This is a genomic window from Microbulbifer maximicatervae (SeqCode) (assembly GCF_052467305.1).
Genome location: NZ_CP174306.1, coordinates 154,758 through 179,959, shown reverse-complemented (window position 1 = coordinate 179,959; position 25,202 = coordinate 154,758). Strand labels below are relative to the sequence as shown.

Genomic DNA, 25,202 nt, shown 5'->3' with positions numbered 1-25,202 from the left:
AAGGGAATATTGCAATGTTGAAAATGAACAATATCCGTAAAAGTTTCCGTACCGATACTATCGAAACTCATGCGCTGCGCGATTTCAGCCTTGAAGTTAAGGAGGGTGAGTTTGTTTCTGTAACCGGCCCCAGTGGCTCCGGTAAAACCACCTTTCTCAATATTGCCGGCCTACTGGAAACGCCCACCAGTGGAGAGTACCTGCTCGACGGTGAGAATGTCAGTAATCTCAATGACCGCCAGCGCTCACATCTGCGCAACGAAAAAATAGGCTTTATTTTCCAGGGGTTTAACCTGATTCCCGACCTAACCTTATTCGACAATATCGACGTTCCCCTGCGCTATCGTGGTTTCAATGCAAAAGAACGTCGCAAGCGTATTGAAAAAGTGCTCGAGCAGGTAGGCCTTTCTGCACGTGCTAAACACCTGCCGGCACAGCTCTCCGGTGGACAGCAGCAACGTATCGCTATCGCCCGCGCTTTAGCTGGCGAACCCCGTTTTCTGCTTGCGGATGAGCCCACCGGTAACCTCGACTCCTTAATGGCCCGCCAGGTAATGGAGCTACTGGAGTTTATTAACGAGTGGGGAACCACCATCGTAATGGTTACCCACGATCCAGAACTCGCACGCCGTGCCCACCGCAACATCCAGATTGTAGATGGACAGGTTTGCGATTTACGTGCGGTCCCCGAACAGCCTGCTGCCGTTACTGCTTAAGGAGTCTGCACCATGTTTGGATACTATATTTCCCTCGCCCTACGAAGTTTGCGCGGAACCCCAATTTTAAGCAGCTTAATGGTTGCCGCTATTGCAGTCGGTGTCGGCGCCTCTATGACGGTGCTGACCCTGAACTACACCATGTCTCAGAATGCTTTGAAGCATAAAGACGATGTACTCTTTTCCGTACAGCTGGATAGCTGGGATATCAATAAAGCCTATGACGCACCTAATGAGATACCCTGGCAGCTAACCTATAGAGATGCCGAAGCTTTATTGCGCTCAAATATTCCAACGCGCCAAATCGCCATGCATCGTTATGGTTTCACCGTAAAACCGGAAAGCTCAGCTATTCGGCCTTTTGAGTCAGACGCCAGGGTAACTACTCGCGACTTCTTCTCTTTATTCGATGTTCCTTTTATTTATGGTGGCACTTGGGAAAAGTCCGCCGACAGCTCCCCGACTCAAGTCGTCGTGCTTTCCAAGCCATCAAATGACAAGCTTTTCGCAGGTGAAAATAGCGTTGGAAAAACGATAAGACTCAATGATCAACCTTATACCATCGTAGGTGTTATCGACACTTGGGAACCATCACCGAGAGTGTACGATGTTAACAATGGCCCCTTTGACGAAGTCGAGGAGCTATTTATTCCCTTTGGTCTGCACCGCAAACTGGAAATTAGCACCTGGGGTAACACCAATGGCTGGAGCAACGCAGATCCGAAAACCTATGAAGAATTTCTGCAGAGCGAATATGTTTGGATTCAATATTGGGTTGAACTAAGTAGCAGTGAGCAAAAAGCTGAGTATGAGGAATTCCTTACTGCCTACATACAACAAGAAAAACTTCAAGGCCGTTTCCAGAGACCGCTAAAATTCGCACTTAGCAAACCGTCGGAGTGGCTGGTACTCAATGAAGTTCTCAGCGATGACAACCGTATTCTCGGCTGGGTCTCACTGGCTTTCTTATTGGTATGTGTGATTAATGCCGTTGCTTTACTGCTAGCTAAGTTTTTGCGAAAGGCTCCAGAAGCCGGAGTACGTCGAGCCTTAGGTGCCAGCCGAGGTGCTATCTTTACCCAACACTTAATTGAAAGTGCCACCATCGGTATTCTCGGAGGTGTAGCAGGCATTTTCTTAGCCCTGCTCGGCCTCAGCGGTATCCGTCACCTCGCCATGGGGCGAATCGATACACTGCCCTCTATGGATTGGGTCATGATGGTTGCTGCAATTGGCCTCGCTATTGTGGCCAGTCTGTTGGCAGGCCTCTATCCGGCGCTAAAAATCAGCCAAACCAACCCTTCAATTTACCTTAAAACCCAGTAAGGCCTGACCATGCTTGAATTGAAACCGATGCTGTCCGCCCTCTGGCGCAATAAAATATCCGCTTTGCTGATTGCCCTTCAACTTGGCTTGACACTTGCGATCGTCAGCAATACCGCGATTATTATTCAGGATCGAATTGAGAAAATAAATCGCCCTACAGGTATAGAGGTTGAGGATTTAATTACCGTAGGATTTATGGCGATACCCCAAGACTACGATACTAATGGCGCCATTAAAGCTGACCTTAGTCTACTTCGTGATTTGCCTTATGTAGTAAATGCCTCTATAACCAATCAGATCCCTATTTCAGGGTCTGGTTCGGCATCTCGATACTATAACAACCCCAATCAAGAGGTCGGTGGTGAGACTTCCAACTACTACCAAGTTGATCCTCAATTTATCAACACCCTCAATTTGAACTTGATAGCTGGGCGTAACTTCACCGAAGCTGAAATGCAAATTGGCGACCAAAGTATACCAAGCACAACGGCTACTACCATTATCACTAAGCAACTTGCCGAAAAACTCTACCCCGATCAAGACCCTATCGGTAAGCCAATTTTTCAAGGTGGCAGCTCAGAGCCCATGGAAATTATTGGAGTTGTCGAGCAACACCTTGGGGCCTGGGTAAGTTGGTCAAACTCAGGTAACGTTATGTTTTTTCCGGTAATAAAGGAAAGACGCTTTGCAAAATACATGGTGCGTACCGAGCCGGGTAAACGAGATGAAGTTATGCAGACTCTAGAGGACAAACTATCCGAACGAGATCCTCAGAGAGTAATTTCTGTCAATACACTGTCTAAGTATGTAGATCGCAGTTATGCAATTGACAACACAATGGTTAAAGTACTTTCTATCGTTGCCGCCATGTTAAGCTTTATTGTGGCACTCGGTATCGTTGGTTTGACAATTTTCTGGATCAACCAAAGAGCCAAGCAAATTGGGGTTAGGCGTGCATTAGGAGCTACTCGCACAAATATCAGTCGCTATTTCCTTTTAGAGAACGGGATCATATCGGGTCTGGGAATTACCGTTGGGTGTGCAGCAGCACTTATTGCCAATCAATATATGGTTCGAGATTATTCACAGCCTACTTTAACAATTGTGCCCCTAGTTGTTTGTGCTCTATTGGTTCTTTTAATCAGCCTTACAGCTGCACTTGCCCCAGCGTTACGAGCAGCAAATATATCGCCGGCAACCGCCACCCGAAATATTTAAATAACAAATTTGAGGGGGTGACCTACTTGCTCACCCCCTAGAAAGGGCATTTTTTTCATTCATTTTTCATTGCTTGTCTATCGCGTTCAACGGATATGCCCGAACCCCATCAAAATAAATAATAAGGACATTGATCTTGTTTAAAAAAATAACTTCTTTCTTTTTTATGGGGCTAACCTTTCTAAGCCCAAACTCACAAGCGGAAAAACATCCGGTTATTGCTGGCCCATTAGTAACTGAAGAACTAGTACAACAAATTACAAAAGCTGACCAACACTTATTTGATGCGTTATTCAATAATTGTGATCTAAGAGAAGCACAAAACCTGGTTACCGACGACTTTGAAATGTACCATGACAAGTGGGGTCAAACAGCGAAGTCTGGAAAAGAGTTTGTCAAGGCCATTACCAATATGTGTAAACAGCGTGAAAATGGAAGTGGTATTCGTGCACGTCGTGAATTGGTAGTCGAGAGCACTAGAATCTACCCTGTTAACCATTATGGCGCTATTCAATCTGGTACCCATCGATTTTACGGCATCAATGACGACAAATCTGAAGTTTTACGGGAAAGTTCTCAATTCACTCATCTCTGGAAACAGGTAGATGGAGAGTGGCAGCTAGCGAGGGTGCTCAGCTTCGACCATAAACCTGCCGAGCAACATATCGGCCACTAGCCCTTCCAGATCTATTTGTGGCAGAGAAAACCTGCCACAAGCATTCCCCCTCGCCACCAACACATTGCATAATAGGCGCCTTAATAGCGTGTCTTAGAAACTATGGACAAAGTACTTATTATTGATGACAACAGCAGTATCGTTTCCGCCCTGGAGATCCTGTTGTCCCTGCATGACTTGCAGCCACTTTGTGCGATTACTCCTCAAGCCGGCCTACAACTGCTACGAGAGAACAGCGATGTTAGCCTGGTTATCCAGGATATGAATTTCACCGCTGATACAACCTCTGGACAAGAGGGAAAAGAACTTTTCTTTGCGATTCGGGAAATAAATCCGGACCTTCCGATTATCCTGCTGACCGCTTGGACTCAACTAGAAATGGCCGTCGAGTTAGTCAGAGCTGGTGCTGCTGATTACCTGGGTAAGCCCTGGGATGATAATAAACTAATATCCACAATAAACAATTTATTGGAACTGGGAGAATTACAAAAGCGCCAGCAGGCATCCCAGCAACAAGCTTTGAATGCTCGCAGCCAATTACGGGAGGACTTTTTACTACAAGGCATAATTTACCGCAGCGATAAAATGCAAAAGCTGTTGGAGATGGCCACTCAAGTAGCGAAATCTGAAGTTCCCATCCTGATCACAGGGCCAAATGGGGCCGGCAAAGAGAAGATTGCTGAGATTGTCCAGGCGAACTCTTCATCTAGAGAAGGGCCTTTTATTAAAGTTAATGTGGGTGCACTGCCGGAAGATCTGATGGAAGCAGAGCTGTTCGGAGCCGAACCCGGAGCCTATACCGGCGCCGGCAATCGGGCACGGGAGGGTAGGTTTGAGGCCGCCGATGGCGGCACCCTGTTCCTCGATGAAATTGGCGAGCTGTCACCCAGTGGTCAGGTGAAACTACTGCGTGTACTACAAACTGGGGAGTTCCAACGTTTAGGCAGCAGCCAAACCCGCAAAACCAAAGTTCGGGTAATCAGTGCTACCAATAAGGATCTCCACAAGGCTATCGAGGAAGGTAAGTTTCGCCAGGATTTATTTTATCGACTCAATGTTATAGAACTGCGCCTCCCGCCACTGCATGAACGCCCTGAAGACATCCCTCCCCTCGCGATAAGCTTCCTCGCGGAAAGTGGCAATTCAAAAAAGCTATCTCCTCAAGCGTTAAACGCCCTTACTCGCTATCATTGGCCCGGCAATGTGCGAGAACTTCAAAATGTTATGCAGCGAGCGGCCGTCCTTAGTCAGGAGGATACTATCGATGAAGCCATCCTGGCGCTCCCTGAGCAAACGCCAACCGATAAAGTGGAAGTGAGTTTCGAGCCCAGCCGTGAGCTGCTACAAGAGACACTATCCAACTGCAATGGCATTATTGCCCAGGCTGCACGAGAACTCGGCATGAGCCGCCAAGCGCTATACCGCCGCCTGGAAAAACACGGTATACCCTATTGATGTCGAAATATTTTTCACTTGAAGGCCGCCTTATTGCAACAGCGGCCATTCCCTTAGTCGCTGGTATTACCATATCCTGGCTCGGCACTCGGGCTGGCTTTAGCCCTTCTCTCGCCTGGTCAGCGGGACTCATCATTTCATTGCCGTTATTAATTGTACTGGTTCGCCTTATACTTACTCCTCTAACTAGCACCCTAAAATCACTACAAAATGGCCTGCTAAATTTTCGTGACGGCGATTTCTCAATATCCCTAGTACACCCCAAGGATAGCGAACTCAGGCAAATAACAATACTTTATAACGAGATTGGGGAACACTTGCGTAAGGAACGTGCCCACATTTATCAACGGGAACTCCTTTTGGATACGGTTATCCAAACATCACCCCAAGCTCTTCTACTGGTGGATCAAAACGATCGTATTATTTATTCAAACAGTAGTGCCAAACAACTACTTAACAACGGAAAACCAATACAAGGACTACTTTTATTGAGGCTTTTATCCAAGAGCCCCAAAGAAATAGCCAGCGCCATTAACAGCTGGAAGAATGGACTGTTTAATTATACCGACATCAATGGTCCCCACTCCATGCATATCGTAAACAGCACTTTTGTTTTAAACACGCAAAAACATCGTCTAATCGTTTTACGCGAAATGACCCGTGAGTTGACTCGTGCGGAGGTAGAAGTTTGGAAAAAAGTTATTCGTTTAATCAGCCATGAATTGAATAACTCTCTAGCCCCAATTTCATCGCTCGCGCACTCTGGAAAAATGTTGGTAGCAAAGCCTGGTAAAGAACAGGCTTTGGAGAAGGTTTTCGATATTATCGCAGACCGCTGTAAACACCTGACAGAGTTCACTCAGGGATACGCCTCTTTTGCCAAACTACCCGCTCCAAGCTGTGAGACTATTAGCTGGCAGGAACTGGTCAATCGTATAATGCCAATTCAAGCTTTCTCCCTAAAGGGAGGTCTGCCAGACAAACCCGGTTACTTTGACCCCATCCAGATAGAGCAAGCCCTACTAAATCTAATTAAGAATTCACGAGAAGCTGGTAGCGATAGCAAAGATATTGAACTTGAAGTTAGTACCGACAATTTTGGACAGAAGCTGGTTCTCTCCGACCGAGGCTACGGGATGAGTGAGAAAGTACTTGAGCAGGCACTACTCCCCTTCTTCTCAACAAAAGAACAAGGCGTGGGCTTGGGATTAGCTCTTTGTAGAGAAATCATTGATGCGCATGATGGGTATATACAGCTTTTGAATCGTCCCAATGGAGGGTTGCAAATCTGTCTCTGGCTGCCATGGAAAAACAATAAAAATTAGATGCACAACAAGTTATACTACAGAAGCCATCCAAATAGGGGAATAATCCCCAATAACATTATTAGGAAAATTTATCAGCGATAAAATGAACATCACACTTTAGTTTAAAATGATGCAAAACCCCCATAAATTTATTGCTGCCTAATCATCTTAAAACGTCATCCCTCTGTAGCTAATAATAAAAAACCTGAGCTGCCATAACTCGAAATCCGACTATTTTAGTTAGTTTTACTTATGTCCAATTTCGAAACTTAAAATCATCTCGAAACGCACAAGAAGGGACTATGTTAAAAATAAATAGTTTGCTCTCCGCCAGCACACTTGCACTAAGCCTGATGGCAGCCAATGCCCAGGCGATTAATTCACATCAAAAAGGTGGTGATCAAGTTGACTTGGTCATTGCCAATGAAGCCAAATTAATTGATATGCTCAAGCGCTCTGGGCGCATCAGCCAAGATGCCTCTATTGCAGAAGCTGAACGCACTTTAAGGGCTTACTTAAAAGAGCGGGCCACCCATAGCATTAATGGGGCTCAAGATCTTTCCAGCGATACCGTAACGATGATGCGCGATGCCCGTGGAAAACATCACCCCCGGCTTAAAAGGGGCAAAGGTTCCCTTCACCGCAACCATGGCAGCCGCCACCCTAGAAACATTCAACTAGAGAGCTACGACGGTGAAGCCCAAACTGCACGGGTTCTCGCTATTTTGATGGAGTTCCCCGATTTTCCCCATAACAGCATCGAGCCCGGGGAAAGTGATATGTACTACGCGGATTACGCCGCTGAACATTACGCTGACTTACTTTTCTCCCAAGACGGCTTTGAAGGCCCCAGTGGGGAAAACATGCTATCCATGCAACAGTTTTACTGGCAGCAATCCGGTAACAGCTACTCAGTTGAAGGCTCTGTAGCAGGTTGGTATATGGCCAGTCAACCAGCAGCTTTTTACGGCAATAACACTGATGGTGATGCTCGCTCCCTAATTCGTGAGGCCCTGGAAGCTGCAGCTGCCGACCCCACAGTAAACCTGTCAGATTTTGATATTGAAGACCGTTACGACTTGGATGGTGATGGCGATTTTTGGGAAGCAGATGGTTTGGTAGACCACATCATGATCTTCCACTCCTCGGTTGGTGAAGAAGCAGGTGGCGGGCAACTGGGTGAAGACGCCATTTGGTCTCACCGTTGGAACCTTGGCAGCGTCTATTCACTTGAAGGAACTACTGCGGAGGTAGATTACTGGGGCGGCACTATGGCTGCTTATGATTACACCATTCAGCCGGCGGACGCCGCTGCAGGGGTTGTCAGCCATGAATATGGCCATGATTTGGGCTTGCCCGATGAATACGATACCGATGGTAGCGGTCGCGGTGAACCCGTCTCCTCCTGGTCCATTATGTCCAGTGGTAGCTGGGCCGGTATTATTCCGGGTTCAGAGCCCACCGGCTTCTCTGCCTATGCCAAGGAATACCTGCAACACAACCATGGTGGGAACTGGCTTCATGGTGAAACTATTGCACTAGATGAAATTCCTCGCCGCGGTATCGAGTTGCTACTCGATGAAGCGGTTAATAAGGGGACCAATAACGATGCAGTCCGAATTGACCTACCAGCAAAACAAGAAATAGTTACCGAACCCAGCAGTGGAGAATACGCCTACTTCAGCGGTAGCGGCAACAACCTGCAAAACTCTATGACAATATCTGTTGATCTGAGCAATGCAGAAACAGCAAGCCTCTCTTTCAAAGCTTGGTACGACATTGAGCTGGATTGGGATTACGCCGCGATCATGGTAGATTCCGGTGATGGCTTTGTCTCCATTCCTGGTTCAGTAACTACAGATACCAACCCCAACGGCACCAACCCAGGTAATGGTATTACTGGTAGCTCCGAGGGCTGGATTGACGTTGCATTCGATCTAAGCGCTTACGCCGGGCAAGAAATTAGCCTTTCACTTACCTATATTACTGATGGCGCCGTAGCGAATTCAGGTCTTTTTGCCGATGACATCAGCATCGAAATTGATGACACAACATTCCTTTTCGATGATGCTGAAACTGATGGCAACTTTAGCCTTGCAGGCTTTAGCCGAAACCCTGGCTATCTCGAGCACGATCACTACTACTTACTCGAATGGCGTACGCATCGCGGCGTTGATGCCGGATTGGCACATGTCAATGTAGCCGGCGAGATGCTCACTTTCACAGAAGGCCTCTTGGTTTGGTACGTAGATTCCAGCTACGATAATAACTGGGTTGGCGTACACCCAGGAAACGGCTTCCTCGGAGTTGTTGATGCCGACCAAAATGTATTGAGATGGAGTGATGATTCCGTTGCCAGTACCCGCTATCAGGTTCACGATGCCACATTTAACATCGAAAGAGCCGACGACATGGTTCTGGATTTACTCGAGGACTACGGCATACTCTTAAGTGACACTCACAACCGCCGCTACCCATTGTTTAATGACACCCGGAGCTATAGCAGCGAAGAAATACCAGATGCCGGCCGCGCTATCACACCTTACGGCTTAAAGGTTCGGGTCGTATCTCGCAGCGGAGATAAATCTGTAGCTAAAATACGCGTAACCAAGTAAAGAAGTAAAAACAGACGGCGCCTACATGGCGCCGTCTCCAATTTAACAAATAGAATAAGATTACCGCTTAAAACAAAGCCTTTAATTTGAGCAAAACTCCCTTCGCCAACTAACCTGAATGCCAGAAACTTTTTTTCATCATTCAGGCGTTCATTTATGGAAAAGCCTCTAGACAACTCCCGCCGCCACTTTCTTAAGCTTTCAGGAACATCGCTACTTTTAATTCCTGCCACATTTATTGCAACACCCTCAGCTCAGGCCCAAATCAAAGCGCAAAAAGACAAGGTAAATTACCAGGATACTCCCAAGGATGGGAAAAAGTGCGTGGACTGTCAGCTGTTTGAGCCCCCCAATGCCTGCCTGGTTGTGGAGGGCGATATCAGTCCCGAAGGGTGGTGTAGCTTATTTGTTTTGAAGCAGGGCAACCCAGTTTCAAATTAAGCTGGGACCCGTTGTTCACCGCGCAATTTAATCACGTCCGCGCGGGGCGGAAGACCAAACATGCGGCTGTATTCACGACTGAAATGAGAGGGGCTCTCATAGCCAACCCGATAGCTGGCGGAAGCCGCTTCCAGCCCCTCGGTCAACATTAGGCGTCGCGCCTCGTGTAAGCGCAGCTTTTTCTGGAACTGCAACGGGGACATGCGGGTGATCTGCTTAAAGCTGTGATATAGGGATGACTCACTCATATTGGCCTGGTCGGCCAAGTCGCTAATACGCAGCGGTTCTGAGAAGCGGTCTTTTAGCACCTCAATCACGCGGGATACCCGGTTCGCCTGGCTATCTACCATGGCAAACTTGCGCATCCGCGCGCCAATCTCCCCCATCAGGGCGCGATAGATAATCTCACGCCGGGCTAATGGCGCCAGTATCGGGACATCTTTAGGGCTATCCAACAAGGAGACCAGCCGGTTTAGCGCATCGAGCATACCGTAATCCATTTTGGTCAGGCACAGGCCGCAGCTGACTTCGGGACAGTCGTAGCCAGCCTCTACACCCGGCGCCTTATCACCCAGCTCCATAACCAGGTCTGCCACCTCTTGCGGATCGATCGTTATCTTTACGCCGAGAAACGGAGTATCCAGGGAAGCGTCTTCAACACGCCCCAGGATCGGTAAGTGCACTGAGGTTGCCACATAGCTCAGCGGCATATAGGAAATTTCCCGGTCTCCCAGCTCCAAGGTCTTGCGGCCTTGAATAATAAAATTCAGGGACGGTGTATACACCGATGCCGCACAGGCTCCCGGCTCGTTGCAGCGAATCAGGGAGAGACCACCCAGTACTGTTTCATTTAATCCCTGTTCCGGTGCCTGACGCATCAGGGAGGCAATCAGTTTCTGCCGTATCGACTCCATATCCATGGCGACAGAGTTGAATTCCGCTCTTTTTCCAGTGCTCATATGCTCCCCTTGTGCCCGCTAACAATTCCACGTCTCAACACGAAGTGGCACAGAGTATACGGAGTTTTAGGCAATTTCCGTGCAGTTTTGCAGGATTGGGCAATCACTGTGCAGTAATAGGTAACCATAACCGATTAATAGCCCTACAGTCACTGTAATATCTTAATCACTTTTTGCGACAACTAGTTATATATCCAGTTCTTTACACATCCACCAGAATGTGATCCTTCCAACCCAAAAGCACGCCTTCAGTAGAAATAGGCAATCAATTAACAGTTCCCGGATACCGCAACCAACTTGGCCAGCGCTAGAGTTACGCCCTTACTGGGAGAAGCACCCAATAGCCCTTCCCCCTCCGTAGCAAAGGGAGTACACGCGTAATGGTAAGAAAATTAACGACGGTTTTATTCGGCGTATCTGCACTGGTACTCGCCGGCTGCAACAGTGACGCACCCAGCGGTCAACAACCGCCTCCCCCAGCTGTGGAGGTCGCCCAGGTATCTGCAGGAAATACAACATTGTGGCGCAGCTTTACCGGCCGTGTGGCAGCCCCAGAAACCGTTGAACTGCGCCCGCGGGTTAGCGGTTATATCGACAAGGTTTCATTTGCCGAGGGAACTCTGGTCAAACAGGGCGATGTCCTGTTCACCATTGACCCCCGCCCTTATCAGGCCCGCGAACGCGCCGCCCGCGCAGACCTGGCTCGGGTTCGCAGCGACCTCTCCTATAGCGAGAAGCAAGCCGGCCGGGCAAAACAGCTACTCAACAGCAAAGCCATCTCCCGCGAGGAATACGACCGGCGTATCGCTTCGCGAGATTCGGCCCGAGCGGCTCTCAGCGCCGCCGAAGCAGCACTGGAAAATGCCCAGTTGGACCTTCAATACACTGAAGTTAAAGCACCAATAAGTGGCCGAGTAAGCCGCGCCCTGGTTACTCAAGGCAATCTCGCCAATGCCGACAGCACCCTGCTGACAACGCTGGTCTCTGTCGACCCAATGTACGTGTATTTCGAAAGTGACGAACAGACTTTTGCTAAGGGCCGCGACTTACTTAATAGCGGGCAAAAACCTGCTGTGCGCGTAGGTCTCGCCGGTGAGCAGGGCTATCCACACAGTGGAGAGTTGGACTTTATTGATAACCGCTTGAACAGCCATACCGGCACTATTCAGTTCCGCGCTGTGGTTAACAACAGGGACGGCTTTTTCAGACCGGGGCAATTTGCCCGGGTGGAAATGCCAATTGAAGAGGTTTCACAGACAGTTTTAATCAATAGCAAAGCGGTTCTTACCGATCAGGACCGCCGCTATGTCTACATCGTCAACGACAGTAATGTCACCGAAAAGCGCCCCGTGGTCGCTGGCCAACGCCAAGGTGACCTTGTGGTTATCCGCAGCGGCCTGGAGCCCGGCGAGAAAATTGTGGTGAATGGCCTGCAAAAGATTTTCTTCCCGGGCATGCCCGTCGCACCGGAAATGGTGGCCATGCAGGAGCAGGTAAAGGCGACCCAAGTCGCTGGCCACTAAACAAAGAGCAAGGGGCTTGCCGAAGTGAGCCCATACATTCAGCTAATCCTATCAATGGAATCCGAGCGGCTGACTGAGTCGCTCTCGGAGTAGCAGTATATGAATTTTTCCCGTTTCTTTGTCGACAGACCGATATTTGCATCCGTGTTGTCGATCATTATTTTCGTCGTCGGCCTGATCAGTATTCCCTCACTGCCGGTCAGCGAATATCCCGAAGTTGTACCCCCCAGCGTGCAAGTGAGTGCTCGCTATCCTGGCGCTAACCCTAAGACGATCTCAGAAACTGTAGCCACGCCGCTGGAAGAAGCGATTAACGGCGTGGAAAATATGATCTACATGAAGTCAGTGGCTGGCAGTGATGGCACCCTGACTTTGAACGTGACCTTTGAGTTGGGCACCGACCCGGACCAAGCCCAGGTACAGGTGCAAAACCGGGTGTCCCAGGCCCTGCCGCGCCTGCCTGAAGATGTCCGCCTGCAAGGTGTTACTACCCAGAAGCAGTCGCCAAACCTGATGATGGCGGTGCACCTGATTTCACCGGACGATAGCCTCGACGCTACCTATATTCGCAACTACGCCGTACTGCATATTCGCGATGAGCTATCGCGCATTCCCGGCGTGGGTCTTGCCGCCGTATTCGGTTCCGGTGACTACGCCATGCGCTTGTGGGTGGACCCGCAGAAAGCCGCCGCCGTAGGCATTACTGCTGCCGATATTGTCAGTGCCGTGCGTGAGCAGAACGTACAGGTTTCCGCCGGCCAGATCGGCGCCTCCCCCATGCCGAACGGCTCCGACTTCCTGATTTCCATTAACGCCAAAGGCCGCCTGGAAAGTGAAGAGGAGTTTGGCGATGTTGTACTCAAGACCGGCAATAATGGTGAGATCACCCGCCTGAGAGATGTGGCCCGTGTAGAGCTGGCCTCTTCCCAGGACTCCCTGCGCGCCCTGCTCAACGGCCGCCAGGCTGTCGCCATCCCTATTTTCCAATCCCCCGGCTCCAACTCACTGGAGGTTTCTGCGGCGGTACGGGAGAAAATGGCTGAACTGGATGATCAGTTCCCGGAAGGCCTCAAGTGGGAAGTCGCTTACGACCCCACGGTTTTTGTTAGCACCTCCATCAGCTCAGTGATCAAGACCCTACTGGAAGCCGTGCTGCTCGTGGTTCTGGTAGTTATCCTGTTCCTGCAAACCTGGCGCGCCTCATTGATCCCACTGTTGGCCGTGCCGGTATCTATTGTCGGCACCTTTGCGGTGCTGTTGATGTTGGGCTTCTCAATCAACACCCTGACCTTGTTCGCTATGGTGCTGGCCATCGGTATTGTGGTGGATGACGCCATTGTGGTGGTGGAAAACGTCGAGCGGAATATCGAGGAGGGACTGACACCTTTAGCCGCTGCCCACCAGGCCATGCGAGAGGTGAGCGGTCCAATTGTCGCGATCAGCCTGGTGCTCTGCGCGGTGTTTGTGCCCATGGCATTCCTGGACGGCATCACCGGCCAGTTCTACCGCCAGTTTGCCACCACCATTGCCATCGCCACTATTATCTCCGCGATCAACTCTCTGACTCTGTCTCCGGCTCTGGCGGCAACTCTGTTGAAGCCTCACGGCGCCAAACCGGATATGCCCGCGCGGATTATTGAGCGTTTGTTCGGCTGGATATTCCGCCCGTTCAACCGCTTCTTCCAGCGCAATTCCGAGCGTTACCAGCGGATCGTTGGTGGTAGCCTCAAGCGTCGCGGTATCGTATTTGGTGTTTACCTGATATTGCTCGGCGGTACTTTCGCCCTGTTCCAACAGGTGCCCGGCGGTTTTATTCCGGTTCAGGATAAGACTTACTTGGTGGGTAGTATCCGCCTGCCGGAAGGTGCTTCTCTGGACCGCACCGAGGAAGTTGCTCGCCGCGTGAGTGAATTGGCCCTGGAAACAGAAGGTGTTGCCAACGCCGCGGCCTTTGTCGGCTTCAATGCCCTGCAAGGTACCAACACCCCCAACGTGGGCACGGTATTTATCCTGTTCGACGATTTCGATGAACGTGAGCGCAGTGCCCAGGAAATCGCTGCGGAGCTAAATGGCAAGATCTCACAGATCAAGGAAGGCTTTGCAATGACCTTTATGCCGCCGCCCATCTTCGGTCTGGGTGCCGGCTCCGGCTACTCGCTCTATGTTCAGGACCGTCGCGGTGCCGGCTACGGTGAGTTGCAAAACGCCACCAATATGTTGGCTGGTGCCCTGAGCCAAGCCAGCGGCCTCAGCTACCCCTTCAGCTCCTACCAGGCCAATGTGCCGCAGATGGACGCGGAAGTGGATCGACTACAGGCCAAGGCTCAAGGTGTGCGCATGGACGACTTGTTCGGCACTCTGCAGCTCTACTTCGGCTCTATGTATATCAACGACTTCAACCTTTTCGGCCGCACCTACCAGGTCGTTGCCCAGGCTGATGCACCCTTCCGCGATGAAGTGCAGGATCTCGATAATCTCTACACTCGCAATATGAATGGGGAGATGGTGCCCATCAGCACCATGGTGACCCTGCGCCAGAGTTACGGACCCGATCCGGTGATCCGCTACAACGGCTATCCGGCAGCCGACCTGATGGGACAGTCCGATCCCAGCATGTTGTCTTCTTCCGAGGCACTGGCAGCGGTTGAGCAGGTTGCCAGCCAAGCCCTACCACCGGGCATGCAAATCCAGTGGACCGACCTCAGCTTCCAGCAGGTCAACCAGGGCAATGCCGCCATGGTGGTTTTCCCTCTCGCAGTACTACTGGTATTCCTGGTGCTGGCCGCCCTCTATGAAAGCTGGGTAATGCCACTGGCGGTGATCCTGATCGTGCCCATGTGTCTGCTGGCTGCACTATTCGGTGTCTGGGCTACTGGCGGCGACAACAATGTATTTGTTCAAGTCGGGCTGGTTGTACTGATGGGGCTGGCTTGTAAGAACGCCATTTTAATCGTGGAATTTGCTCGCGAACTGGAAATGGAAGGCAAAGGCACTGTCGAGGCTGCACTGGAAGCCTGCCGCCTGCGTCTGCGCCCGATCATTATGACCTCAGTCGCCTTTATTGCCGGTGTTGTTCCACTGGTATTGGCCGGCGGCGCTGGCGCTGAGGTGCGCAATGCCATGGGCATTACCGTATTTACCGGCATGATCGGTGTAACCCTGTTTGGCCTGTTCCTCACTCCGGTATTTTATGTTGCCCTGCGCAAGATTGCCGGCGGCAAACTATCAGCTGCCCGCACTACAGATAGCCAGGAGAGTAACTTACCTCTGGAGCAAGTAGCTAACACTTAACCCCGCTTAGCCCGAGCGCATAAATGCTATGCGCCCGGGCTTTTTTCTATTTGCGCGTTTCCTTTTTCCAGCGGGCTCTCGGAAATAAAATTACATAAACCCGAATCAATAACCCCATGGGTACACAAAAAATAATAACGATCACCCCCAGAAGGGCTCGCATATAGTCACTGCCCTCTTCGTGTTTCTCAGCGCGATCCCACAGATAAGACTGGTAACAGTGATCCGGCCCATCTATTGGCATCAAGGTGTAATTAATCACCCGCTCCAAAAATCTCCAATAGTGGCGAAAACGGGTTTCCGTCACTCTAGAAAAATACCCACAGCGTGCCGATATAGTTGCATCGGGATTACCACCGGCAATAGCATTTCCCAGCTGATCCACTGCGACAATTACATTTCGCATCCAGCTTCTATTGGCACCCCTCATTATTAAACCTGTTTAAATCGGCATCCCAAAATAAAACGATCCAGTCTTAATTTTTACTCCACTCAGGAAAAAACAATGGAGTCAAAATAAACTGCGTGCCCCCATACCACCATTTCGCACCGGCTCAAAAAGCGGCACTAGCGGAAAATTACTTGGTCAGTAGAAACTGTAACTCAACTCAAATGGTGAATAGGGTCCTTCACACCAATCACCGGTGTCCAGTTGATAGCAGTGCACACCCTCGGCAATACAGTTGTCGAGACTTCCCATATAGGGATCACCGGCCAGACAAAAACGCGGGAATGCTGTAAGTTCATCCGGTGGCACCGGAGTAGTTTTGTAGGTGTAGTAAGTTGCCGTGCCGGTTAAGTCATAACCGAAACCGTCAGCCACGCAGCCCGCCAGGGACTGCGCTACAAGAATAAGAAAAAAAACAACGCTAATTTTCATAGGAAATACAACGCCTTCCACCGGAAATGTCAAAACAACGGGCACTGGGTGGACAAATAGAACCCGGCGCCAGCTCCTCAGAATCCCCCGGGCAGCTTGTTGGAGACGCAGGTGCATCTGGCACATGGGAGGAATGAGAAGAGTGAGAAGAGGGATAACCCCGGTATTCCGCATGGCGGGGAATTGGCGGGCTTACGGGATAAACCACTTGATTGCGCGTATCGGGGGTTCCACAACCCTCAAGGAATACACCCATCGACAAGGCAGAAATAAATATCGCAAACTTTTGCATGGTAGCGCTCCGTATCAGCACCGCGCGGACAGAGTCCACGCACTTTTAGATCCGGCTATTTCGCAACAGCTCCACACTGGGCTCGGCTACTGTCGTTAGTAAACCCGCAATATAGGGAAAAACCAGGCCATGGAGTCCTGCAAGCTATCTACGCAATCCGCCGCCTCGCATTCGCTTTTGGCGGTAAGGGGTTGTGGGTATTTTGTGTGGTTACTGCCGACTTCCACAAAGCTGGCGCTTTGTCCGGCAGCCTCTGCCTCATAAAAGAAAGGGTCTTCGCCCTCCACTTCGTCCGCAGGCAAAAACAAGCAGCCCTGCATCGCAAATACCGCCACAAGCGGCAACGCGAATTTCCTTGTAGGTCCCATAATCCGACACCTCACATTTTCAGTGCTGCGATGATAGTAGCCTCTCTGTGAGTCTAGCTGCCGAGGCATTAGCAGCCAGCAACCCAGAATCGATTTGCGCGTAAATCATCTTGTTGATGTTTTTCGCGGCGAATATTTCATTTCCACTTAAAAGCTAACTTACTTATATGGAATGTACGGAGTTATTCAGAGGCTCCCTAGTCCTGACTATAAAAAAAGCGGCCGATTGGCCGCTTTTTTGTACTGACTTTAACTCGCTGGTAATTACAGCAACAGTCTTCGCACATCTGCCAGCACGCTGACCAAGTAAGTCATAAAGCGTCCGGCATCTCCGCCATTTACCGCGCGGTGATCGTAGGAGAGCGCCAAGGGCAACATCTGCCGAGGCTCAAAGTCCTTACCGTTCCACACCGGCTTCATCGCCAGCTTGGAAACACCGAGGATACCAACTTCCGGAGAATTGACGATCGGGGTAAACCCGGTGCCGCCGATAGCCCCCAAACTGGAAATGGTAAAGCAGGCGCCCTGCATCTCGTTGGGCTTCAGCTTGCCATCGCGGGCTTTCAGGGCCATTTCAGTGGCCTCTGCCGCCAGCTCGTACAGGCCTTTCTTATCCACATCGCGGATAACCGGCACCATTAAGCCTTTTGGAGTATCTACTGCCATACCCACATGCACATAGTCCTTGCGCACAATGTGCTCGCCATCGTTGTGCAGGGACACATTAAAGCTCGGCTCTGCACGCAGGGCTGCGGCTACAGCTTTCAACAGGAAAGGCACTGGGGTGAGCTTCACTCCGCGCTTCTCCGCCTCAGCCTTCATGGACTTGCGGAAGGTTTCCAGCTCTGTGATATCCGCATCGTCAAACTGGGTGACGTGAGGCACGTTGAGCCAGTTGCGCGACATGTTGGCTGCGGTAATCTTGTGGATCTTGCTCATCGGCTCCACATTCACCGGGCCAAACTGGCTGAAGTCGATATCCGGCATCTTGGCGATACCGATTCCACCGCCGACACCAACCGCGCCGCTCTCAGCTTTCTTCACCTGCTCGCGGATATAATTATGCAGATCGTCCTTGGAGACCCGGTTGCGCGGACCAGTGGGCTTCACCTTATTCAAGGTAACACCCAACTCGCGGGCCAGTTTGCGCACGGCGGGGCCGGCGTAAACCTGGGCTGCTGCGGTGAGGTTGCGCTCCAGCTGATAGTCTTTCTGCGGCACTGCCGGGGGCTCAACAGACGCTGCTGCCTGCTGTGGCGCGCTCTCGGCAGGCGCTGTCGCTGCAGGGGCTGCAGCTGTAGCTGCGGGCTCGGCGGCGCCTGCAGCAACTACTTTCAATACGCCCAGGGTGTCACCCGTGGAAACCTTATCGCCTTCTTTCACCGCGATAGAAACTACGGTACCGGCGCTGGGGGAAGGCACATCCATAGAGGCTTTATCGCCTTCCACCACAATCAGGGAGTCGCCCTCTTCGACCGCATCACCGGGCTGCACACTGATCTCAATCACATCAACTGCATCAGCGCCACCCAGATCCGGGATCTGGATCGTTTCTTCTTTCGGCTCGCCGCTCGCCGCTGCCGCAGGGGCTTCAGCCACAGGCTCTGCAACGGGTGCAGCTTCTTGCTTGGCAGGGGCCGCAGCGGGCTCCTCTGCCGGCGCTTCCGCCACATCGGTTTCTATCTCCCCAATCACATCGCCTTCAGAGACCTTATCGCCCTCTTTCACGCTGATGCTGAGGATTTTGCCAGCCACTGGGGCTGGCACATCCATGGAGGCTTTATCGCCCTCCACCACAATCAGTGAATCTTCTTGCGCGACGGTATCGCCGACAGCAACAGAAATTTCAATCACATCCACCTGATCGGCACCACCGAGATCAGGCACTTTAATGACTTGTTTTGCCATAGGAGTTCTGCCTTCTCTTAGCTGATGCGTGGATTAACTTTTTCGGCGTCGATATTGAGCTTCACGATTGCTTCCGCAACCTCTTTCGCATCAATAACGCCCTGCTTGGCCAAGCCATTCAGTGCGGCGATCACCACGTAGTTGCGATCCACTTCGAAGAAGCGACGCAGCTGCTCGCGGCTGTCACTGCGGCCGAAACCATCGGTACCCAGGGTGGTCAGTTCACCGTCGATAAATTCGCGCAGTGGCTCCACATAGGAACGGATGTAGTCGGTGGAGGCGATAACTGGGGAGGTATTGCCTTCGAACTGCTCAGTGATCCAGGCTTTGCGCGGTTCGGCTTCCGGGTGCAGCATATTCCAGCGCGCCACATCCTGGCCTTCACGGGCCGATTCCACAGCGGAGGTGAGGCTCCAGACATCGGAGGTCACACCGAACTGGTCGGCGAGGATATCCGCCGCTGCCAGTACCTCGCGCAAAATAGTACCGCCACCAATCAGCTGTACATGTTTCTTCGCCGCTTTGCCCTTGGCGCCTTTCTTGACGTTGGACTGCAGCTTATAGATACCGCGGATAATGCCCTCTTCCACGCCCTGAGGCATTTCCGGCTGCAGGTAGTTTTCGTTCTCGATAGTGATGTAGTAGAAGAGGTTCTTCTGCTCTTCGTACATCTCTTTCAAGCCGCGCTGCATAACCACCGCCAGCTCATAACCGTAAGCCGGGTCGTAGCTGCGGCAATTGGGGATAGTGGAGGACAGTACGTGGCTGTGGCCATCCTGGTGCTGCAGACCCTCACCGTTCAAGGTGGTACGGCCAGCAGTGGCGCCGATCAAGAAGCCGCGCGCCTGCATATCGCCAGCGGCCCAGGCCAGGTCGCCGATACGCTGGAAGCCGAACATGGAGTAGTAGATATAGAAAGGCACCATCGGCACGCCGTGGTTGCTGTAGGCAGTAGCCAACGCCATCCAGGTGGACATGGCACCGGCTTCGTTGATGCCCTCTTCCAGCACCTGGCCTTTCTTATCTTCCTTGTAATACATGATCTGGCCGTGATCCACCGGGGTGTAGCGCTGCCCCTGGGAGGAATAGATACCCAGCTGGCGGAACAGGCCTTCCATACCAAAGGTACGGGCTTCATCGGGAACGATCGGCGCGATGTTCTTGCCAATATTCTTGTCTTTTACCAAGGCGGCGATCGCGCGGACAAATGCCATGGTGGTGGAGATTTCGCGCTCACCGGAGCCTTTGGTCAGTGCGCTGAAGGCATCGAGGCCGGGAACTTCCAGTTTCGGGCACTCAACCGGGCGACGGGGAACCGGACCGCCCAGGGCCTTGCGGCGCTCCGCCATATATTTCATTTCCGGGCTGTCCGGAGATGGGCGGTAGTAAGGGACCTCTTCCAGCTCTTTATCGGTGAGCGGAATGGCAAAGCGATCGCGGAAACGCTTGAGGGAATCCAGATCCAACTTCTTCACAGAGTGGGTGTCCATCGCCGCTTCACCGGCGGAGCCCAAGCCGTAACCTTTAACGGTCTGGGCCAGGATCACGGTGGGCTGGCCTTTGTGGGCCATCGCCGACGCGTAAGCTGCGTAAACTTTGTAGGGGTCGTGGCCGCCGCGATTGAGCTTCATAATCTCATCGTCGGACATATCCTTAACCAGCTCCAGCAACTCCGGGTATTTGCCGAAGAAGTGCTCGCGGGTATAAGCGCCGCCGTTGGCCTTGAAGTTCTGCATCTCGCCATCGACAACTTCGTCCATGACTTTCTGCAACAGGCCTTTGTCATCTTTCTCCAGCAGCGGATCCCATAAGCGACCCCAGAGTACTTTGACAACATTCCAACCGGCACCGCGGAATACGCCTTCCAGCTCCTGCACGATCTTGCCGTTGCCGCGTACCGGGCCGTCCAGACGCTGCAGGTTACAGTTAACCACGAACACCAGGTTTTCCAGTTGCTCGCGGCCAGCCAGGGAGATTGCGCCCAGGGTTTCCGGCTCGTCACACTCACCGTCACCTAGGAAAGCCCACACCTTGCGATCGCCGCGCGGGGACAGGCCGCGGGCAGACAGGTAGCGCATAATGTGCGCTTGGTAAATCGCCTGGATCGGCCCCAATCCCATGGAGACCGTGGGGAACTGCCAGTACTCTGGCATCAGCCAGGGGTGCGGGTAAGAGGACAGGCCATTGCCGTTCACTTCGCGGCGGAAGTTGTCCAGCTGCTCTTCATCGAAACGCCCTTCCAGGTAGGAGCGGGCATAAATACCCGGTGCGCTGTGGCCCTGGAAGAAAATCAGGTCGCCGCGCTCTTCACCTTCATTGCCACGGAAGAAGTAGTTGAAGCCCACATCGTAGAGTGTGGCCGCAGAGGAGAAACTGGAGATATGGCCACCGAGGCCATCGTCATTCTGGTTGGCACGTACCACCATCGCCAGGGCATTCCAGCGAATCAGGGAGCGAATGCGGCGCTCCATAAATAAGTCGCCAGGCATACGCTTTTCCGCATTGGGCGGAATGGAGTTGCGATAGGGAGTGGTGATTGCCGCAGGCAATTGTACGCCTACATCGGTAGCGCGGTCAGACAGCTGCTTCAGGAGGAAGGCTGCGCGTTCTTTGCCGCTATAGCGGATAACCGCTTGCAGCGCGTCCAGCCACTCCTGCGTTTCGAGGTTATCGGTATCTTCGTGCATCAAGTGCTCCTCGGCGAATTAGGCGACGTCGAGTCGGTCTATTTCTCAAAAATCGGTACGCGGGCAAACTACAGCGCGAGCAAAAAAAAGCTTCCTTTTTTTCTTGGTTCCGCCAATTCACCAACTTTGTTGGCGTAAATGCAAAGTTTGTGAATCTTTACTCGAATATGACGGTGAGGAAAGCGGCGCAATTGATTGCCGCAAGTGCCTAGTTTGACTGTGATTATTTGTTCCGGGGCCCGCGCAGACTGGCGGACAAAACCCCATCCCCGGTTGTTAGCGGAGGGAATTGTAGTATTACTACAAAAAATTTTCCAGATAGGACGGTTAGTAACAAATAAAACAAAAGAGCAAAACAATTATTTGCCGTTTGGCCGTTTCACCGGAACATTTAGTGGAATTTTTGAGAAAATGAACTACAAAATCGAGTCTCAAACAAAGACATCAGTCACAGCTGAACCAGCTCCCCACCGGGTTGATATTCAGCGTAGACCAAGTAACGCAGCGGGCCACCAGCCGCCAGGGCATTAAAGGGGTAACAAGTCACCAGCAATAAACCCCGCTCGGCAAAGATCGGCAAACGCTCTCTCTCACTGTCCACAATTCGCATTTCCGCAACCCGATAAGTATGCCAGCGTCCGCGTTTATCCTGCAGGTAAATGGAGGTACCCCGCCTGACACGCTCTAATCCCGCAAAGTGAGTATCCCGGTGTGCGGCAATAACCGTGGTGCGAGGCTCGCCAGGATTGCCGGACCCAGCTAAGAGACCAGGGCCGAAAGCCAACGCCTGGCCACTACCGCCACTGAGAACAATTAATGGCGACTGTCCTTCCAACTTTAACTTGGCCACTGGCCAGGTGTCCGCCCAGGGCCAGGGCTTTTGCAGAGCCCCGCCCTGTAGCTGTTCTTCCCAAGCACTATTAATCAACACTTGGGCCAATTCTGCCTTGGCCAGGAGCCAGCTGGCGGAACCCAGCTGCCACAAGCCCGTTCCCAAGCAAAGCATAAAGAGCAGTGAGCGAGCCACGCTTACGCACCTCCCCGTTGCAGAGGATTAGCGCTGCTGGGTTGACGCGGGTCCGGTAAAACCCTGCGCAGGAAGCATCGCAGGACTCGGGCCAAATTGCTGCGCAAGGCCCGACCGCGTTGGAAAATCACCGCAAACATCAACAACACTGCCGCTGCCAATAACTGCCCATAGAGACCTGTAGCAGTTTGCGGGTAGGCCTGGCGTTGTAGCACTTGCCCTTTAGCCACCATATTGGTGACCGAACTGCGAGATAACTTCTCTTCAGCGCTGCGCACAACTTCTTCTTCGACTGCAACAAAACTGGTGTAGGGGCTGGCAAGTTGATGCCTCAGGGCAATCTGCAAAATCTGTTCGCGCAGAGCCAGGCCCGCATCCGACTGCTCTCCAGACTGAAGCTGCCGGTCCCGCAGAGAATCTATTTTACTGCGCGCCCAGACACTGCCGATGCCTGAAGTTTCGCTACCACTCTCTACTTTCAGAGCGAGTTTGCGCACAAACTGCTTACCTGCCATTCGGCCCCGCAACTGAATATCTCCCTGCAAGAAATCACCCTGCACCTTTGCCACCAACTGCATAGGCTCACCGTTATAGAGATCGGGGATACGCTTGGGGTAGGCATCCACGACGACGCCTTGGGGCCAACTGAGTTGCAAGTCTGTAGCCATAGGATTTTCCAACTTGGCGAACAGGGCCTGCATACGCTCGCGAACCTCGGAAATATCACCGATGGTGACGAAAGTACCGCGACCAAACTGAGCAGCTTTGCGCATAAAGTGGCTATTGGGAGCCGAACCAATACCCACAGTAAACAGCCGGGCGTTATGCAGGGATTGGCTAATTAACTCGAACAGGGCCCGTTCATTGCCCACCGCACCATCTGTAATAAACACGACTTGCTGAACGGTGCTGGTGTCATCCTGCATTTGCTGACCGAATGCCATTCGCAAGGCCGGCGCCATTTCTGTGCCCCCCTCCGCATTCAGGTTTTCGATTTCCTGACGCGCACGGCGGATATTCTCCGCGCTCGCGGCTATCGGGCGCGGGAAAAATACGCGGGTTGTACTGTTAAATTCAATAACATTAAAGCGGTCATTGCTGTGCAGGCGAGACAGTGCCAGGGTAAGGCTCTCCTTCGCCTGGCGAATAGAGTTGCCAGACATAGAGCCGGAAGTATCGATCACATAAATCACCTCCCTTGGTAAACGCTGCGCGGAAGTACCGTCGCTGGGTGGCAGCAGCATGACCTGTAAATAAGCACCAGCCTGTTCTTCTTCCCCCTCTTGCGCCGTGATTTTCTCGCTAAACAGCGCCGCCCGTGGCATAGCAGAAGCGCGCGGCTGCCAGTTCAACAAGAAATCCCGATCCATTGCAGCTGTTTCATCGCGCAACTGAATCCGATAGCAACCGTCACCTCGGTTATCAATATCAATCTGGTGATAGGGGCTATCGATTTTTGCCAGTGGCAGTCCGCCATGCAGATCTACCTCGATAGAAATATTATGGCTATCCAGTGCCTGTAGCTCCTGCGCTGACTGCATAAACAGAGTTATCGCCGCAGCATCCGGCACCTGGTCAGTGGGCAGGGCCCAGCCACTACTCTCTGCCACCAACTCCTGTTCATCGCCGTTCAATGCCTGGGAGGGTATTGGCTTGCCAGGGATATAGCGCGGGGTCAATGTCGTGGGCATGCGCAGTGAAAAAACGCCGCTGTCATAATTGACCGGCTGCATGAAGCGGATATTAATTTGCACCATCTCATCGGGGGCAATATTGGCCACTTTATTAGTAAACAGATTTGGGCGCTGCTGCTCTAGAAGAGCTGCACGCTTACCCGCCGCACGAGCAGCCTTATAAATCTTGGAGGCCTCTTTCCGCTCGCGCACCTTACCGACAATGCGGCGCTCACCCACCTGAATTTCAAGCCCCGCTACCGCAGCTTGCTCAGGCAGTGGTAATGCATAAACCGCTTCCTGCCAGCCGTCAGTGGTATTCTTGAACTGCTGCTGAAGCTCTACTTCCGCTACCAGACCCCGCACGGAAATACTGACCTGACTTTTCAGGTGCACCGCTGGAATATACTTTCCCGACTCATTGCCAGTAAAAAGTAAGTCCCCTCCCTTCACATCGTCCAGGGTAACCACCTCGGTGAACTCCTTCTGAATCGCATCACTCACAGGAGGAAGTTCCTGGGCATTGACCTCTGCCCCGATTGCCGCAATGACTACCGCCAATACCACCACAATAAATAATAACCAGCGCCCGACACCACCGGTCTTCTGGCGGCGACGATAGTATTCCTCTGTCGACAACATCAGATCGTCTTTATGAAACCGCTGCCCAAATAACGTCACCCTGTTCACTCACTTCCCTCCACTTTTAAATTGGATGCTGAAGTCATTAAACAGGGGGAAGCGGGCGAAAGGCGGCAGGAATACAAGCACAAAACAGGAGGAATTGTGGCGAATTATGGCAGGCATAAAAAAACCGGCGAAAACGCCGGTTTTTTGCAG

The 25,202-nt window shown here is 51.9% G+C and carries 19 protein-coding genes; 10 read left to right on the top strand and 9 right to left on the bottom strand.

From position 1 onward, the window contains the following. Window positions 1–14 precede the first annotated feature (14 nt). The 8 genes from ACJJI4_RS00815 (at window position 15) to ACJJI4_RS00780 (ending at window position 9,754) form a co-directional block, all read left to right on the top strand. The gene (locus ACJJI4_RS00815; protein WP_108731860.1) at window positions 15–716 is read left to right on the top strand and encodes an ABC transporter ATP-binding protein; all 702 of its coding nucleotides are present in this window, start codon (window positions 15–17) and stop codon (window positions 714–716) included. A 12-nt stretch (window positions 717–728) separates the two neighbouring features. Beyond that, window positions 729–2,042, top strand: a complete 1,314-nt coding sequence (locus tag ACJJI4_RS00810; RefSeq protein ID WP_444926716.1) for an ABC transporter permease — start codon at window positions 729–731, stop codon at window positions 2,040–2,042. Window positions 2,043–2,051: 9 nt separating this feature from the next. Then, the gene (locus tag ACJJI4_RS00805; RefSeq protein ID WP_444926715.1) at window positions 2,052–3,260 is read left to right on the top strand and encodes an ABC transporter permease; all 1,209 of its coding nucleotides are present in this window, start codon (window positions 2,052–2,054) and stop codon (window positions 3,258–3,260) included. A 136-nt stretch (window positions 3,261–3,396) separates the two neighbouring features. Continuing rightward, the gene (locus ACJJI4_RS00800; RefSeq protein ID WP_444926714.1) at window positions 3,397–3,936 is read left to right on the top strand and encodes a nuclear transport factor 2 family protein; all 540 of its coding nucleotides are present in this window, start codon (window positions 3,397–3,399) and stop codon (window positions 3,934–3,936) included. 102 nt (window positions 3,937–4,038) lie between these two features. Then, entirely contained in the window at window positions 4,039–5,391 is a 1,353-nt protein-coding gene (locus tag ACJJI4_RS00795; RefSeq protein ID WP_444926713.1) for a sigma-54-dependent transcriptional regulator, read from the top strand. Continuing rightward, window positions 5,391–6,716 carry a sensor histidine kinase gene (locus ACJJI4_RS00790; RefSeq protein ID WP_444926712.1) on the top strand — a complete coding sequence of 442 codons (1,326 nt, stop codon included), beginning with the start codon at window positions 5,391–5,393 and terminating at the stop codon, window positions 6,714–6,716. Before ACJJI4_RS00795 ends, ACJJI4_RS00790 begins: the two co-directional genes overlap by 1 nt. Before the next feature lie 284 nt (window positions 6,717–7,000). Continuing rightward, on the top strand, window positions 7,001–9,313 hold the full coding sequence (locus ACJJI4_RS00785) for an immune inhibitor A domain-containing protein (RefSeq protein ID WP_444926711.1): 2,313 nt from the start codon (window positions 7,001–7,003) through the stop codon (window positions 9,311–9,313). Between the two features lie 156 nt (window positions 9,314–9,469). Continuing rightward, window positions 9,470–9,754, top strand: coding sequence for a hypothetical protein (locus tag ACJJI4_RS00780; RefSeq protein WP_413664439.1), 285 nt, complete (start codon window positions 9,470–9,472; stop codon window positions 9,752–9,754). On the opposite strand, the gene ACJJI4_RS00775 is transcribed toward ACJJI4_RS00780, so the two are convergent. Further along, window positions 9,751–10,713, bottom strand: a complete 963-nt coding sequence (locus ACJJI4_RS00775) for an AraC family transcriptional regulator (RefSeq protein WP_444926710.1) — start codon at window positions 10,711–10,713, stop codon at window positions 9,751–9,753. The two genes, ACJJI4_RS00780 and ACJJI4_RS00775, sit on opposite strands and share 4 nt — an antisense overlap. Window positions 10,714–11,093: 380 nt before the next feature. Between ACJJI4_RS00775 and ACJJI4_RS00770 the strand changes: the two genes are divergently transcribed. Then, entirely contained in the window at window positions 11,094–12,236 is a 1,143-nt protein-coding gene (locus ACJJI4_RS00770; protein ID WP_444926709.1) for an efflux RND transporter periplasmic adaptor subunit, read from the top strand. Window positions 12,237–12,335: 99 nt separating this feature from the next. Next, window positions 12,336–15,527, top strand: a complete 3,192-nt coding sequence (locus tag ACJJI4_RS00765) for an efflux RND transporter permease subunit (protein WP_282934204.1) — start codon at window positions 12,336–12,338, stop codon at window positions 15,525–15,527. A gap of 46 nt (window positions 15,528–15,573) precedes the next feature. On the opposite strand, the gene ACJJI4_RS00760 is transcribed toward ACJJI4_RS00765, so the two are convergent. The 8 genes from ACJJI4_RS00760 to ACJJI4_RS00725 all read right to left on the bottom strand — a co-directional run bounded on the left by ACJJI4_RS00760 (window position 15,574) and on the right by ACJJI4_RS00725 (window position 25,052). Further along, window positions 15,574–15,933 carry a hypothetical protein gene (locus ACJJI4_RS00760; protein WP_444892827.1) on the bottom strand — a complete coding sequence of 120 codons (360 nt, stop codon included), beginning with the start codon at window positions 15,931–15,933 and terminating at the stop codon, window positions 15,574–15,576. A gap of 180 nt (window positions 15,934–16,113) precedes the next feature. Beyond that, on the bottom strand, window positions 16,114–16,407 hold the full coding sequence (locus ACJJI4_RS00755) for a hypothetical protein (protein ID WP_413664437.1): 294 nt from the start codon (window positions 16,405–16,407) through the stop codon (window positions 16,114–16,116). Further along, window positions 16,397–16,699, bottom strand: coding sequence for a hypothetical protein (locus ACJJI4_RS00750; RefSeq protein ID WP_282934207.1), 303 nt, complete (start codon window positions 16,697–16,699; stop codon window positions 16,397–16,399). The genes ACJJI4_RS00755 and ACJJI4_RS00750 overlap by 11 nt, the downstream gene beginning before the upstream one ends. A gap of 95 nt (window positions 16,700–16,794) precedes the next feature. Next, window positions 16,795–17,067: a hypothetical protein gene (locus ACJJI4_RS00745; protein ID WP_282934208.1), complete on the bottom strand. Its 273-nt coding sequence runs from the start codon at window positions 17,065–17,067 to the stop codon at window positions 16,795–16,797. A gap of 264 nt (window positions 17,068–17,331) precedes the next feature. Further along, the gene (gene aceF / locus ACJJI4_RS00740; RefSeq protein WP_444926708.1) at window positions 17,332–18,975 is read right to left on the bottom strand and encodes a dihydrolipoyllysine-residue acetyltransferase; all 1,644 of its coding nucleotides are present in this window, start codon (window positions 18,973–18,975) and stop codon (window positions 17,332–17,334) included. A gap of 17 nt (window positions 18,976–18,992) precedes the next feature. After that, window positions 18,993–21,662 (bottom strand): pyruvate dehydrogenase (acetyl-transferring), homodimeric type, encoded by a 2,670-nt coding sequence (gene aceE / locus ACJJI4_RS00735; RefSeq protein ID WP_282934210.1) that lies wholly within the window; start codon window positions 21,660–21,662, stop codon window positions 18,993–18,995. A gap of 448 nt (window positions 21,663–22,110) precedes the next feature. Continuing rightward, window positions 22,111–22,689 carry a class GN sortase gene (locus ACJJI4_RS00730; RefSeq protein WP_444895154.1) on the bottom strand — a complete coding sequence of 193 codons (579 nt, stop codon included), beginning with the start codon at window positions 22,687–22,689 and terminating at the stop codon, window positions 22,111–22,113. Window positions 22,690–22,691: 2 nt separating this feature from the next. Beyond that, window positions 22,692–25,052: a marine proteobacterial sortase target protein gene (locus ACJJI4_RS00725; protein ID WP_444926707.1), complete on the bottom strand. Its 2,361-nt coding sequence runs from the start codon at window positions 25,050–25,052 to the stop codon at window positions 22,692–22,694. Window positions 25,053–25,202 lie beyond the last annotated feature (150 nt).

Coding starts and splice junctions, on each gene's coding strand:
- ACJJI4_RS00780 (WP_413664439.1), top strand. CDS start 9,470: ATGGAAAAGCCTCTAGACAACTCCCGCCGCCACTTTCTTAAGCTTTCA.
- aceF (WP_444926708.1), bottom strand. CDS start 18,975: ATGGCAAAACAAGTCATTAAAGTGCCTGATCTCGGTGGTGCCGATCAG.
- ACJJI4_RS00810 (WP_444926716.1), top strand. CDS start 729: ATGTTTGGATACTATATTTCCCTCGCCCTACGAAGTTTGCGCGGAACC.
- ACJJI4_RS00795 (WP_444926713.1), top strand. CDS start 4,039: ATGGACAAAGTACTTATTATTGATGACAACAGCAGTATCGTTTCCGCC.
- aceE (WP_282934210.1), bottom strand. CDS start 21,662: ATGCACGAAGATACCGATAACCTCGAAACGCAGGAGTGGCTGGACGCG.
- ACJJI4_RS00770 (WP_444926709.1), top strand. CDS start 11,094: ATGGTAAGAAAATTAACGACGGTTTTATTCGGCGTATCTGCACTGGTA.
- ACJJI4_RS00775 (WP_444926710.1), bottom strand. CDS start 10,713: ATGAGCACTGGAAAAAGAGCGGAATTCAACTCTGTCGCCATGGATATG.
- ACJJI4_RS00760 (WP_444892827.1), bottom strand. CDS start 15,933: ATGCGAAATGTAATTGTCGCAGTGGATCAGCTGGGAAATGCTATTGCC.
- ACJJI4_RS00805 (WP_444926715.1), top strand. CDS start 2,052: ATGCTTGAATTGAAACCGATGCTGTCCGCCCTCTGGCGCAATAAAATA.
- ACJJI4_RS00815 (WP_108731860.1), top strand. CDS start 15: ATGTTGAAAATGAACAATATCCGTAAAAGTTTCCGTACCGATACTATC.
- ACJJI4_RS00790 (WP_444926712.1), top strand. CDS start 5,391: ATGTCGAAATATTTTTCACTTGAAGGCCGCCTTATTGCAACAGCGGCC.
- ACJJI4_RS00785 (WP_444926711.1), top strand. CDS start 7,001: ATGTTAAAAATAAATAGTTTGCTCTCCGCCAGCACACTTGCACTAAGC.
- ACJJI4_RS00745 (WP_282934208.1), bottom strand. CDS start 17,067: ATGGGACCTACAAGGAAATTCGCGTTGCCGCTTGTGGCGGTATTTGCG.
- ACJJI4_RS00765 (WP_282934204.1), top strand. CDS start 12,336: ATGAATTTTTCCCGTTTCTTTGTCGACAGACCGATATTTGCATCCGTG.
- ACJJI4_RS00755 (WP_413664437.1), bottom strand. CDS start 16,407: ATGAAAATTAGCGTTGTTTTTTTTCTTATTCTTGTAGCGCAGTCCCTG.
- ACJJI4_RS00750 (WP_282934207.1), bottom strand. CDS start 16,699: ATGCAAAAGTTTGCGATATTTATTTCTGCCTTGTCGATGGGTGTATTC.